Annotated in this window: 14 protein-coding genes, 1 tRNA gene and 1 pseudogene; 6 read left to right on the top strand and 10 right to left on the bottom strand. The window is 71.8% G+C overall.

Going from position 1 to position 12,221, the window contains the following annotated elements; translation table 11 throughout:
• Positions 1 to 165: 165 nt before the first annotated feature.
• Positions 166 to 609 carry a limonene-1,2-epoxide hydrolase family protein gene (locus I4Q55_RS18790; protein WP_206789355.1) on the bottom strand — a complete coding sequence of 148 codons (444 nt, stop codon included), beginning with the start codon at positions 607 to 609 and terminating at the stop codon, positions 166 to 168.
• Between the two features lie 16 nt (positions 610 to 625).
• On the bottom strand, positions 626 to 1,546 hold the full coding sequence (locus I4Q55_RS18785; protein ID WP_206789354.1) for a TauD/TfdA family dioxygenase: 921 nt from the start codon (positions 1,544 to 1,546) through the stop codon (positions 626 to 628).
• 309 nt (positions 1,547 to 1,855) lie between these two features.
• Here I4Q55_RS18785 and I4Q55_RS18780 point away from each other — a divergent pair, with 309 nt between their 5' ends.
• Both I4Q55_RS18780 and I4Q55_RS18775 read left to right on the top strand, forming a co-directional pair.
• Positions 1,856 to 2,167, top strand: coding sequence for a hypothetical protein (locus I4Q55_RS18780; protein WP_242546270.1), 312 nt, complete (start codon positions 1,856 to 1,858; stop codon positions 2,165 to 2,167).
• Positions 2,164 to 2,736 (top strand): hypothetical protein, encoded by a 573-nt coding sequence (locus I4Q55_RS18775; RefSeq protein WP_206789352.1) that lies wholly within the window; start codon positions 2,164 to 2,166, stop codon positions 2,734 to 2,736. Before I4Q55_RS18780 ends, I4Q55_RS18775 begins: the two co-directional genes overlap by 4 nt.
• Here the strand turns inward: I4Q55_RS18775 and I4Q55_RS18770 are convergent.
• The 6 genes from I4Q55_RS18770 to I4Q55_RS18745 all read right to left on the bottom strand — a co-directional run bounded on the left by I4Q55_RS18770 (position 2,729) and on the right by I4Q55_RS18745 (position 5,459).
• Positions 2,729 to 3,505 (bottom strand): NAD(P)H-binding protein, encoded by a 777-nt coding sequence (locus tag I4Q55_RS18770; protein WP_206789351.1) that lies wholly within the window; start codon positions 3,503 to 3,505, stop codon positions 2,729 to 2,731. The two genes, I4Q55_RS18775 and I4Q55_RS18770, sit on opposite strands and share 8 nt — an antisense overlap.
• 18 nt (positions 3,506 to 3,523) lie before the next feature.
• Entirely contained in the window at positions 3,524 to 4,003 is a 480-nt protein-coding gene (locus tag I4Q55_RS18765; protein ID WP_206789349.1) for a hypothetical protein, read from the bottom strand.
• A gap of 164 nt (positions 4,004 to 4,167) precedes the next feature.
• Positions 4,168 to 4,255: transfer RNA gene (locus I4Q55_RS18760), tRNA-Ser, on the bottom strand.
• A gap of 33 nt (positions 4,256 to 4,288) precedes the next feature.
• The gene (locus I4Q55_RS18755) at positions 4,289 to 4,504 is read right to left on the bottom strand and encodes a CsbD family protein (protein WP_206789348.1); all 216 of its coding nucleotides are present in this window, start codon (positions 4,502 to 4,504) and stop codon (positions 4,289 to 4,291) included.
• 20 nt (positions 4,505 to 4,524) lie between these two features.
• Positions 4,525 to 4,953 carry a nucleoside deaminase gene (locus tag I4Q55_RS18750; protein WP_206789347.1) on the bottom strand — a complete coding sequence of 143 codons (429 nt, stop codon included), beginning with the start codon at positions 4,951 to 4,953 and terminating at the stop codon, positions 4,525 to 4,527.
• A gap of 23 nt (positions 4,954 to 4,976) precedes the next feature.
• The gene (locus tag I4Q55_RS18745; RefSeq protein ID WP_206789346.1) at positions 4,977 to 5,459 is read right to left on the bottom strand and encodes a tRNA adenosine deaminase-associated protein; all 483 of its coding nucleotides are present in this window, start codon (positions 5,457 to 5,459) and stop codon (positions 4,977 to 4,979) included.
• A gap of 77 nt (positions 5,460 to 5,536) precedes the next feature.
• Between I4Q55_RS18745 and I4Q55_RS18740 the strand changes: the two genes are divergently transcribed.
• Positions 5,537 to 6,766, top strand: coding sequence for a M20 family metallopeptidase (locus tag I4Q55_RS18740; RefSeq protein WP_206789345.1), 1,230 nt, complete (start codon positions 5,537 to 5,539; stop codon positions 6,764 to 6,766).
• Here the strand turns inward: I4Q55_RS18740 and I4Q55_RS18735 are convergent.
• Positions 6,763 to 8,712, bottom strand: a complete 1,950-nt coding sequence (locus I4Q55_RS18735; RefSeq protein ID WP_206789344.1) for a phosphocholine-specific phospholipase C — start codon at positions 8,710 to 8,712, stop codon at positions 6,763 to 6,765. The two genes, I4Q55_RS18740 and I4Q55_RS18735, sit on opposite strands and share 4 nt — an antisense overlap.
• Positions 8,713 to 8,798: 86 nt before the next feature.
• Between I4Q55_RS18735 and I4Q55_RS18730 the strand changes: the two genes are divergently transcribed.
• The 3 genes and pseudogenes from I4Q55_RS18730 to thrS form a co-directional block, all read left to right on the top strand.
• Complete coding sequence (locus tag I4Q55_RS18730; RefSeq protein WP_206789343.1) at positions 8,799 to 9,266, top strand: heme-degrading domain-containing protein; 468 nt, start codon at positions 8,799 to 8,801, stop codon at positions 9,264 to 9,266.
• A gap of 76 nt (positions 9,267 to 9,342) precedes the next feature.
• A complete protein-coding gene (locus I4Q55_RS18725; RefSeq protein WP_206789342.1) occupies positions 9,343 to 9,975 on the top strand; it encodes a dihydrofolate reductase family protein in 633 nt (210 codons plus the stop codon).
• A 141-nt stretch (positions 9,976 to 10,116) separates the two neighbouring features.
• Positions 10,117 to 11,301: pseudogene (gene thrS, locus I4Q55_RS18720) on the top strand (threonine--tRNA ligase); the annotation flags it as partial.
• A 37-nt stretch (positions 11,302 to 11,338) separates the two neighbouring features.
• Here thrS and I4Q55_RS18715 read toward each other — a convergent pair.
• Positions 11,339 to 12,181: a MerR family transcriptional regulator gene (locus I4Q55_RS18715; RefSeq protein ID WP_206789339.1), complete on the bottom strand. Its 843-nt coding sequence runs from the start codon at positions 12,179 to 12,181 to the stop codon at positions 11,339 to 11,341.
• Positions 12,182 to 12,221: the final 40 nt, after the last annotated feature.

Here is a 12,221-nt window from a genome sequence, read left to right as displayed (position 1 = left end):
AAAAGTGGCACAGACCACTCCCCGACAGCTCGCAGTCGGCACGAACACGGGGGGAGGGAGAACGATCATGTGGGGGTTGATTGTTTTCAGCTGCGTGTTCGTGCTGGTGCTGGGGATAGCCGCGGTCGTGGACCTTCGGGACCACGACCGCGGCGAGCGCCGGATCTAGCGCACCTGCCTCGCCTTGTACCGGCCGAGGAGCGAGCGAGCGCCGGCCAGCGCGACCCGCCCGGCGCCCTTCGCGCTCGCGGCCAGCACCGTCGTCCAGTCGAGGTAGTCGCGCCAGAGCACGATGCGGCCCGCCTCGACCTCGAACGTGCCGCACACCCAGAACTCCGCTTCCCACGCGCCGCGGCGCAGCACGTCGGTGCGTTCGGTGAGCACGACGTTGCCGTCCGCGGCGATGTGGTGGGTCCGCGCCTCGAACCCGGAGCCGTACTTGGCCATGACACGCAGCTGTTTCTCGAAGGCTGCGACGCCGCGGGCGGGCGGCAGCGGCACGTTCTGGTACACGATGTCGCTCGCCGCGAACGTCAGGGCTCGGTCGACGTCGAGGTCTTCGAGGGCGTTGAGAAAACCGGTCACCACTGCTTTGGGTTCATCGGTCATGACCCCAGGCTACTGCTCAGTACGGCCGGTCGCCCGCGATCGCGACGCGCTCCGCGATCCGGACGTGCGGGTGGTAGTCGTTGACCGCGTAGTGCTGCGTCGCGCGGTTGTCCCAGAACGCGACCGAGTCCGGCCGCCAGGTGAACCGGACCTGGAACTCGGGCGTGTGTGCCTGCAGGAACAGGTACCGCAGCAGCCGGTCGCTCTCGGCCCGGTCGAGTCCGACGATGTGCGTGGTGAACGCCTGGTTGACGAACAGGGTGCGCCGCCCGGTCTCCGGATGCGTCCGGACCACCGGGTGCTCGACCGGCGGGAAGCGGTCCTGCCACCGCGCCAGGAGCGCGGGATCGGAGAACCGGTCGAAACCGGGGAGGTAGTCGTGCACCGCGGTGAGCCCGTCGATGCGGGCCCGGACGTCTTCGGGCAGGTTGTCGTAGGCGGCGGCCATGTCGGCCCACATCGTGTCGCCGCCGACGGGCGGCACCTCGATCAGCCGCAGCACCGAGCCGAGCGCCGGTTCGGGCCGCCAGGTGACGTCGGTGTGCCAGATGTTCTCGTAGCCGGGCATGGCCGCGGTGCGCTCGAAGCGCGTGACGGCTTCGTCGTCACCGCGTGCGATGAACGGGTTGGTCTCCAGCGCGCCCCAGTTCGCGGCGAACGCGCGCTGCTGCGCCGAGGTGATCCGCTGGTCGCGGAAGAAGAGCACCTTCCACGCCAGCAGGGCGTGGTTGAGCTCTTCGCGCAGCTCGGGGGTCACCGGCGCGCCCAGGTCGACGCCGTCGATCTCGGCGCCGATCACCCGGCCCAGCGGGCGGAGGGTGAACAGCTCGTACTGCTTCCGCTGCGGTTCCCGGAGGAGCCGGGGGCCTTCGACGATGCCATCCGCGGGCGTGACGGCTTCCCGCAGCTGAATCCGGGCAGGAAGATCTACGGACATGGTTGTGCTCCAAGGGTTTTCGGGGAATTCGGACGCCGGGTTCGCCTCAGGCGGGCGGCGAACCCAGGCGGCCGCGGCGCAGCAGCAGCGCGACGACGCCTTCCCCGATCGACCGCGCGAAGGCCCGGATCGGCGTGCTTTCCGAGGTGGCGGGCATGCGTTCATGGTCGCTTTCTTCCCGCGTCGCGGTCAAGACGTCCACTTGGTGGAACACTCTCAACGCCGCTGGTCACCGCGATGCGGGCGGCTCGGGAGCATGAGGCAAGATCTTCCCCGATCGGGTGAGCGCCCTTGATGACGGAGGTCCCCATGCCGGAAGGCAGAGGCTCGCGGATCCACCCGGAGCGGCTGCGGGCCGCCGCAGACCTGCTGGACCAGGCCGCGGCCGCCGACGACAAGGCGGCGGGGCGGTTCGCCGAAGCCCGCGTCGATTCGACGCCGTTCGGCATCTCGCCGCAGGCCCGCGAACTGGCGGCGCGCTGGGCCGCGGCACTGGCGGCGCGCGAAGCGGACGCACGCGTCCTCGGCGACGCGACGTCGGACCTGGCGGGCCGGCTGCGCATGGCGGCCGGGAGCACCCGGAGCACCGGTTTCCGGGGGCGGTTAGCGGTGGCGCCGTGACCGCTGAGGTCTTCGAGCACCCGGCGTTGTCGTCGGCCGCGGCCGACCTGGCCGAGCTGCGCGCGGCGGCCGGCCGCATCGGCGTCGCCGACCCGGTCGCGGCCCTGCGCCACCTCGACTGCGCACCGGCGTCGATCCGCACGTCCGCCGCGGCGGTCGACACCGGCGCGCTGGCGGTGACGTCGGCGCAGGCGGAGTTCCGCGCCGGCGTCGAGCGCGCGGAAAACGGCGGCAGCACCGAGACGTTCGGCACGTGGGCGGACACAGTGGACGGTCAGTACGCCGCGGCGGCCCGCGCGGCCGCCGAGACGGCGGCGCTGGGTGCCCGCCTCGCCGACCGGCTGGACGAGCTGGCGACGGCCGCGGCGGCGGAGGTGTGCGCACTGGCGTCCGCCGCCGCGGCGTCCGTCACCGCCGTGCTGGCCGGCGACCGGTCCGCCGAGGTGGTCAGCGAGGTCAGCACGACGTGCACGGCGGTGGTCCGGGCGGTGTCCGCGAAGATCGCCTCGTTGTCGACGCTGGCGGCGGAGCTGGAGCCTCTGACGGACCCGGCCGTCCAGCTCAGTTGAAGTGCTCCCGCGCCCACTCCGCAAAGGGCCGCGCGGGATGCCCGGTGACGCGCGGGACGTCCAGCGAGACGGGTTCCGGGTCGTCGACGAGTGACGCCCAGTAGTTCACCGCGCCAGCCGCGAAGTCCGCCCCCAGCGTGGCACCGAGCTGCGCCACCGCCTCCTCCGGCGGCTGTTCTTCCCACGTGACAGGCCTCCCGAGCGCTTCCCCGATGAGCCGGACCTGTTCGGCCTGCGCGACGGCTTCCGGCCCGGTGACGAGGTAAACCTGTCCGGCGTGGTCCCCGGTGAGCGCCTTGACGGCCATGTCGGCGACATCGCGTTCGTGGACGACCGACCGCTTCGCTTGCCCATAGGCCGCCCGCACGACACCGGTCGCGGCTTGCGGCGCCCAGGCGAGCGCGTTGGTGGCAAGGCCGGTGACGCGCAGAAAGGTCCAGTCATCGGTGACGCGCCGGACGGCGGCCTCAACGTCACCCCAGACACCCCCGGCCTCAGCGGACATGGCGGAGAGGTAGACGATTTTCTTGCCCTCGAAGGGTTTTACGGCCTTCTCGATGCCGTCGGCGGTGAAGAAGGGCCAAAGCAGGTAGACGGCATCGACCCCGCCGGCGTCAGGTTCGGTGATGTCGCCGTGGACGACGTCAACGCCGTCCGGGGCCTTCACGGGGTCACGGACGAGGACTGAGGTGGGAACGCCGGCGGCCTTGAGGCCGGCGACGACGTGCCGTCCGGTGTGCCCGGTGGCCCCGGTGACGAGAGTGGTCATACCGGCCACGGTCACACTTCAAGAGCCCTTCAAGTCAAGCGGACGGCTCAGCTCCTCCCGCGCCGCATCGAGGAAGGCGACCTTCGGACCCCTGAGGTAGTCCCACAGCGAATCATCGCCGGGCTCCTGCCAGACAACGTGATCGAGCGCCTTGACGTAGGCGCGGGCCAGGCCGTGCAGCGCCGGGGCGAACAGGACGTGGATCATCCGTTCGCACACCCAAAGCTCATCGACGACATCAAGAGCCCCGGCCTTCCAGGACGGCTTCTTCTTCGACGGGTCCTCGGCGGCCCGCTCAGCTTGCTGGGCAACGCGGATGAACTGCCGCAACAGCTCCAGCTGCTCTTCACGCCGCTTCTCAACGCGCTCAGCAGCCAACCGCCGCCGCTCATTGCGTTCGTTACGCCGCTGCACGGTGGTCTGCACCAGATACGACAAACCCCCACCGAGCACGACGCCAACGAGGGACAGAACGGCGAGCCAAACCTGCGTCTGCATGCCGCAGTTCTTACAGCAAAACGCCCGGGAAACGCCCAAGGTGACCACGACGGGGGTCCGGGGGCGGAGCCCGCCGGGCGGGGTCTGGGGGTTGCACCCCCAGAAAATACGAGCGGGCGAGGCAGGTCGACGCTTTCCGTCGACACACCTCGCCCACTCGTCCGCGGTGGCGGTGGGATTTGAACCCACGGACGGGGATTAGCCGTCACACGATTTCGAGTCGTGCTCCTTCGGCCGCTCGGACACGCCACCGCCGAGAACAATACCCGAGGGCCGATGCGGGTCTCACCTGGGGTCGGCTGCCCGCCCGCCGCGCAGCCTGACCTGCGCCTCGCGCACCACCCGACGCGCACGGAGGCGGACGTCGGACGCCGCTGAACGCAGCTGGGCCGACCGCCGCTGGGCGCGGCCGGACGCTTCGAGACGGCGATTGCCGGTCGCCGCGCCGGCCTTCTCGCGAGCGGTGCCCACTGCCTGCTGGATCCGGTGCTTCATCGTCATGCCGGAGGAGTACCCAGAAATCAGCGACGTGTAGCGAAGTACGTCTCCAGGAGGCCGGCGCACTCGTCGACGAGCACGCCTCCGTGCACTTCGGGCCGGTGGTTGAGACGACGGTCACGCACGACGTCCCACAGTGACCCCACCGCGCCCGTCTTGGGCTCCCACGCCCCGAAGACCAGCCGCGAGATCCGCGCCAGCACCAGCGCGCCCGCGCACATCGTGCACGGCTCCAGCGTCACCGCCAGCGTGCAGCCCTCCAGCCGCCAGCCGTCGCCGACCAGGGCCGCCGCCGCGCGCAGGGCGAGGATCTCCGCGTGCGCCGTGGGGTCGCCCAGCTCGACGCGCGCGTTGCGGGCCGCGGCCAGCGGGACGCCGTCGGGGCCGAACACCACCGCCCCGATCGGCACGTCCGAGCCCGGGGCGCGCGCCGCTTCCAGCGCCGCCTCCACGGCCTCGGTGTCGGACGGGCGTCTCAGAGCTCGTCCAGGAGCTTGGCGAACTCGCTGCCGAAGCCGCAGCGCTGCGCGACCATCTGCAGCTGCTCGTCCGGGTAGAGGTCGACCTCGCCGACGATGACCTCCAGCTCCGGCCCGGGCAGCCCGAGATCGGCGAGGATCTCCAGGTCGCCCTCGGGCCAGACGGAGTCGTCCTCCTCGTCCGGCGGGTCGACGCGCAGGACGTCGAGGACGTCCGCCGCGATGTCGTAGTCCAGCGCCGCCGCCGCGTCCGAGAGCAGCAACGACGGCCCCCGCGGGCTCGGCCGGACGATGACGAAGAACTCGTCGTCGACCGCCAGCAGCCCGAAGCTCGCGCCGGTGGACCGTAGTTTGCCCAGTTCAGTGATCGCTGCGTCCAGCTCGGTCAACGCCCCCGGGTCGAGCGCACTGCACCGCCACCGACCGTCTTCCCGGACCACAGCCACCGCGAAGCCCGTGACCGGCTCATCCACCGCCATGCGCACACCGTATTCCGCCGGTCGGTCCGGCGCACGCACGGTGCGCCCGAAGCGCCGCATGCGGCACTATCGGGACCATGACCGGCCCCACTGACCTGCCCACCTTGCCCGGCACGCCGTTCGCCGGGCTCCTCGACGACGCGCGGGCGCTGCAGGACCGCACCGTCGCCCTCCGGCGGGCCGTGCACCGCCACCCGGAGCAGGGCCTCCACCTGCCGCGCACGCAGACGGCGATCCGGGAGGCCCTCGCCGGCCTGCCGCTCGAGATCACCGAAGGCAAGGCCACGACGTCGCTGACGGCCGTCCTGCGCGGCGCGCGGCCCGGTCCGGCGGTGCTGCTGCGCGGCGACATGGACGCGCTGCCGCTGACCGAGGAGACCGGCCTCGACTTCGCGTCGGAGGATCCGGAGTCGATGCACGCGTGCGGGCACGACACGCACGTCGCGATGCTGGCGTCGGCGGCGCGGCTGCTCGCCGAGCGCCGGGACCAGCTGGCCGGGTCGGTGGTCTTCATGTTCCAGCCGGGTGAGGAGGGTCACCACGGCGCCCGGTTCATGATCCACGAGGGTGTGCTCGACGCGGCAGGCACGCGGGTCGAGCGCGCGTTCGGCGTGCACATCCTCGCCAACGCGCGCAGCGGGCTGCTGCAGGTGCGGCCCGGCCCGCTGATGGCGTCGGCGGACTCGTTCCACGTGCGCGTCACGGGCAAGGGCGGCCACGGCTCCGCGCCGCAGCACACGATCGACCCGGTGCCGGCGGCCGCGGCGATGGTCGGGGCGCTGCACACGATGATCACGCGCCGGGTCAGCGTCTTCGACCCCGCGGTGCTCTCGGTGACCCGGATCCAGGCCGGCACGACGTCGAACATCATCCCGGAGACCGCCGAGCTCGAGGGCACGATCCGCACGCTGTCGGAGCAGACGCGCGCGCTGGTCCGCGCCGAGCTGCCCAAGGTGTGCGAGCAGGTCGGCGCGGCCTACGGCTGCCGCGTGGCGGCCGACGTCGAGCCGGGCTACCCGGTGACGGTGAACGACGATCGGATCGCCGCCGAGGTGCTGGAGCTCGGCGCGCAGGTGCTGGGACCGGGCAACATCGAGCTGCTGGCCGACCCGCTGATGGGCGCCGAAGACTTTTCCTACGTCCTCCAACGCGTTCCCGGCGCGTACGCGTTCCTGGGCGCGTGCCCGCCCGGCGTCGACCCGGCCGAAGCGGCGGCGAACCACTCCAACCGCGTGCTCTTCGACGAGGACGCGATGCCGAACGGCGTCGCGATGCTGGCCGCCTTCGCGCTGGACGCCCTGCGCTAAGGCCCGGTCCGCGACGGGCGCCCGTCCTCCAGGTGGCCGGCGAAGCGGCGGCGCCACCCCGGCGTCTCGAACGTGACGTCGTACCAGCCGTTGCTCGCCGGCACCGGGAAGCCGTGCGCGCCGCCGGGCGGGAGGGTGACGCCGTTCAGCGTGACCGGCGCCGGCCCGCGGTTGGTCACCGTGACCCGCAGCGCCGGCGTGCCTTCGAAGGTGACAGCCGCTTCGAGGCCCACGCCACCCGAGGCTTCGACGACGAAGCCGTTCGGGCCGTGGATCGCGACGTCGTACGTCCCGCCGTGCGCGACTTCGCCGGTCAGCTCGCTCTTCGGGCCGACATCGAAGCGTTGCGACGTCCCGCCAGCGTGGTAGGCGTACGCGGCCAGCTGCAGCGCCTGCGTCCCGTGGTTGGCCAGGTGCAGCGTCAAGGCGCTCGCCTCGGCCGCGACCCAGGCGACCGGCTGGTACGGCAGCGGGCGCGCCTTCGCCGTGCCGGGGTCCTGCACCAACGCGCCCGGCCCGAGCCCGGGCTTCGGCAGCCGCCGCTGCGTCCGGTCGGCTTCGGCGCGCAGCGCGTCCGCGTCCGGCAGCAGCGGGATGGTCGTGTCGGGCGCGCGGAAGTCGAAACAGCTGGTCAGGTCGCCGCAGATGGCGCGGCGCCAGGCCGAGATGTTCGGCTCGCGCACGCCGGTCCAGGTCTCCAGGAACCGCAGCACCGACGTGTGGTCGAAGACCTGCGAATTCACCCAGCCGCCGCGGCTCCACGGCGAAACGACGGTCATCGGCACGCGCGGGCCCAGCCCGATCGGGACCGGCGGCCCGGACGGCTCGCCCTTCTCCGGCCGGTTGCCCGGCAGGTATTCGCCGGGGGTGCCGGGCGGCGGCGTCGGGGGGAGGACGTGGTCGAAGAAGCCGTCGTTTTCGTCGTAGTTGATGAACACGACGGTCGATTCCCACAGTTCCGGCTTGTCCCACAACGCCTTCAGCATGCGGTGGATGTACGCGGCGCCGTCGACCGGCCGCGCCGCCGGGTGCTCGCAGTAGCCGTACGGGGCCACGACCCACGACACGGCGGGCAGCGTCCCCGTCGCGCAGTCGGCGATGAAGCCGGCCAGCACGTGGTCGAGGTCCTTGCCCTTGCCGGAGTCGGGCAGGAGCTTCTTGCGCAGGTTCCCGCGCTCGGCCAGCCGGCGTTTCAGCGGGTCCAGCGAGTGCAGCGCGTCGTGGAAGTTCTGGAACAGCCAGAGCGGGTTGTCGCCGTAGTCGCCGACGAAGTGCTCGGGCACGCCGCGTTCTTCGTCGTTCGCGTAGATCCGCCACGAGATGCCCGCCGCCTCGAGCCGCTCCGGGTACGTCGTCCAGCGGAACGAAGGCTGGTAGTCCGGCGCGTTGCGGGTCACCGGGCCGCCGGCCAGGCCGTCCGGGTCGATCGTGCCGGTCCAGTGGTACAGCCGGTTGGGGTGCGTGGGGCCCTGGAGCGAGCAGAAGTAGTGGTCGCAGAGGGTGAACGCGCTCGCCAGCGCGTGCTGGAACGGGAGGTCGTCCCCCGTGAAGTACCCCATCGTCATGGGGCTCTTCGCCGCGATCCAGCGGTCGTAGCCGCCGTCATTCCACGCGCGGTGGGTGCTGTTCCAGTCGTGCGGCAGCTCGCCGAGGTCCTGACCGTCCACAACGGACGTGTCGATCCGGAACGGCAGCACCGGGCCACCTCTGTCGCCCCGCTGGCGGAAAACGTCGCGAAGGGCCGCGCGGTCGCCGAAGCCGCGTACGCCGGCCATGGTGCCGTAGTAGTGGTCGAACGACCGGTTCTCCTGCATGAGGACGACGACGTGCCGGACGTCTTCGATCGTGCCCTTCCGCGGCGCCGGAGCGCAGGCCGCGGATAGCGCCCCGGCTGCCGTGGCCGCGGCCGCGCCGCCGAGTACCGTGCGACGACGGATCCGGCCCATGCCCCACCTCCTCGCCTGTTGTACGGACGCCAGGTGCCTCCAGTTCACCACTGGCAATTACACAACAGTGTTGATTTAATGGGTCCATGAACGAAGCCGACCGCCTCGCCCAGCTCGCCGAGCAGGAGGAACGCCTCCAGTTCACGAAGTTCGACAACGAGACCGCCCTCGCCCTCGGCCAGCAGCTGCTGACGGCCGCCCGTGACCGCGGGCTGCCGCTGACGATCTCGATCCGGCGCAACGGCCAGCGGCTCTTCCACGCCGCCCTGCCCGGGACGTCGGCAGACAACGACGCCTGGATCGACCGCAAGAGCCGGGTCGTCGACCGCTACGGCCACAGCTCCTTCCTGATCGGGACGCGGTTCCGCGCGAAGGGCGAATCGTTCGAGGAGCACTCCCGCCTCGACCTGGACCTGTACGCGGCCCACGGCGGTGTGTTCCCGGTGCTGGTGCGCGGGGTCGGGCCGGTCGGCACGGTCGGCGTCTCGGGGCTCCCGCAGGCCGACGACCACGCGTTCGTCGTCGAGCAGCTGGAGCTGTTCCTGAACTCCTGAAAATCCTCCGGCGGGTTTGTCGAACCGGCGCGGTCCCGTTCGACGGGTCAGGAAGGCCCGACCCGAAGGAGACACCATGGGCAAGCTCACCGTGCAGACGTTCCTGACCCTCGACGGCGTCTACCAGGCACCCGGGGGCCAGGACGAGGACACCTCCGGCGGCTTCGACCTCGGCGGCTGGGTGAAGCCGTTCTACGACGAGGACATGGCCCGGCTCGTCGCGGAGTGGTTCTCGCGGGCGGACGCGTTCCTGCTCGGACGGCGGACGTACGACATCTTCGCCACGCACTGGCCGAAGGTCACCGACCCCGGCGACCCGGTCGCGTCCCGGCTCAACACCCTGCCGAAGTACGTGGCCTCGCGGACGACGGCGGACCTGTCGTGGACCGGCGCGTCCATTGTGGACGGCGACGTCGTGGAGTTCGTCCGCGACCGCAGGTCCCGGCCGGGTGGCGAGCTCCAGGTCCACGGGAGCGGCGCCCTGCTGCAGACGCTGATCGCGCACGACCTCGTCGACGAGTACCGGCTGTGGCTGTACCCGGTCGTGCTCGGCAAGGGGCGCCGCCTCTTCCCGGAAGGCGTGACGCCGAAGGGGTTCGAGCACGTCGGAACCCGGCAGACGGCGGCGGGCGTGACCGTGCTCGTGCTGCGGCCTGCCGGGAAGCCGCGGTTCGACACGTTCCGGTTGCCGGAGGACCTAAAGGAGTAGCGGCGGGCTGCTACCGTCGATCCCATGAAGCGCGCTGCACAGACGACGACGCCGGAGAGTGTCCCGGCGCGCTGAACGGCGTTTCCAGCCCGGGGCGGGTGCCCCGGGCTTCGTTCTGCGGTCTCCCGCCTCGCGTCCACGAGGGAGTCCACGATGCCTGACCACCGCAAGCTCGGCCGCGAGCTCGGCCTGTTCGACACCGACCCGCTGATCGGCGCCGGCCTGCCGTACTGGCTGCCCGACGGCGCGATCGTCCGCCACTGCCTGGAGGAGTACGTCCGCGACCTCGAACGGCGCGCCGGGTACCGGCACGTCCATTCGCCGGTGCTGGGCAAACGCGAGCTGTACGAGCTCTCCGGGCACTGGGCGCACTACCGCGACGACATGTACCCGCCGATGGACGTCGGCGGTGAACAGCTGGTGCTGCGGCCGAGCCTGTGCCCGCACCACGCGCTGATCTACCGTTCGCGCGGCCGCAGCTACCGCGAGCTGCCGCTGCGGATCGCCGAGATCGGCGGGATGTACCGGGCCGAGCTCTCCGGCGTGCTCGGCGGGCTGGGCCGGGTACGCGCGATCCAGCTCAACGACGCGCACGTCTTCTGCACCCTCGACCAGGTCGAGGCCGAGGCCGCCGCGGCGCTGGCCCTGATCCGGCGGGCCCACGACGCGCTCGGCATCAGCGCGGCCCGCTACCGGCTTTCGCTGCCCGGCCCCGGCGGGAAGTACGTGCCGGGGAACTGGGACGGCGCCGCGGAGATCCTGCGCGCGGTGCTCGACGGCCTCCCGTACGACGAGGTCGAGGGCGAAGCAGCGTTCTACGGCCCGAAGATCGACGTCCAGATCGCCGACAGCGCGGGCCGGGAATCGACCCTGTCGACCGTCCAGGTCGACTTCCACCAGCCGCGGCAGTTCGGCCTCGAGTACATCGGCGCGGACGGGGCGAAGCACCGGCCGGTCATGGTGCACCGGAGCATCATCGGCAGCGTCGAACGCGCGGTGGCCCAGCTGCTCGAAGTCCACGGCGGCGCGTTCCCGGCCTGGCTGGCGCCGGTACAGCTCCGGCTGCTGCCCGTCTCCGCCGCGGAGCTGCCGTACGCGCGGGAAATCCTGGCCCGATGCGGTGACGTGCGGGCCGAGATCGCGTCGGAGGGCAGCCTCGGCGCGCGGATCCGGGACGGGCGCCTGGTGCCGTTCCAGGCCGTGCTCGGGCCGCAGGAGGTCGCCGCCGGGCAGCTTTCCCTGCGCCTGCGCGACGGACGCCGGCTCGACGCCCAACCGGTGGCGGACGCGCTGGCGCGGATCGGCGCGGAGGTCAGGAGGCCGTAGCCGCGACGCCGGCGCGTCGGGCTCCACTGTGAAGTTGTCAAGCTGCCATGGCCTCGGCCAGCCAGTCGAAGGTGGGAGCCAGGCTTTCCGGTGCCGCCCAGCCGTTGATCACCCCCAATAGCTCCAGGTAGCGCTCGCGGCGCGGATCGTTGACGACGCGGAGCCATTCCCGGAGCTCCCCGGGATCACGCCCCAGGCCGTCGACGATCGCCTTCGCCGCCGGGGACTTCGGCACGATCCCGGCCACGACGGCCGGGGTGACGGCATCCCGCACCTCGGCCGCCAGGTCACGACGCAAACCGGTTTCGTGACCGTCCACGAGCCGGCGCAGGTTCGCGCGGAACTCCGTGTCCCGCATCAGGGCGGCCAGCTCGACCCACGCCTCGGCCTGCTCGGGGCTGGCGTCCGCGGGCAACTCCGGGGTCAAGGTGCGGGCGATCCCCGCCAGCTCGGGACGATCACCCAGGACATCGGCGAGGAAGTCGCCGACCAGGCACTGCCGCTCCACTTCGGACAACAGGGCCCGCTGGTGCGCGAGACTCGCCTCCTCGGGGCGCGAGCCGCGGTGCGCCACTGCGTTCAGCACCGCACTCCGCCGGCGCAGGACTCCGATCTGCGCCTCCACCACCGCGGAGTGCTCCGCCGCCACCTCCGCGACGGTGGTCTCGCCGTCGATCACCCGCCGGATCGTGGTGAGGTCGATGCCGAGGTCGCGCAGGACGCGGATGACGTCGAGCCGGGCGAGCGCGGCGTCGTCGTAACGGCGCTGGCCCGCGGTGTTGCGCCCGGACGGCGGCACGAGGCCGCGGTCCGAGTAGAACCGGACGGCCTTGACCGTGAGGCCGGTCCGGTGGGCGAGTTCGCCGATCGAGTACTGCATGCCACAAGCGTGGCAGCTCCCCTCAGGGGAGGCGCAAGAC

This window comes from Amycolatopsis sp. MtRt-6, from assembly GCF_017308975.1.
Lineage (GTDB): Bacteria > Actinomycetota > Actinomycetes > Mycobacteriales > Pseudonocardiaceae > Amycolatopsis.
The sequence above is the reverse complement of the archived record's forward strand: the minus strand, read 5'-3'. Positions and strand labels throughout refer to the sequence as shown.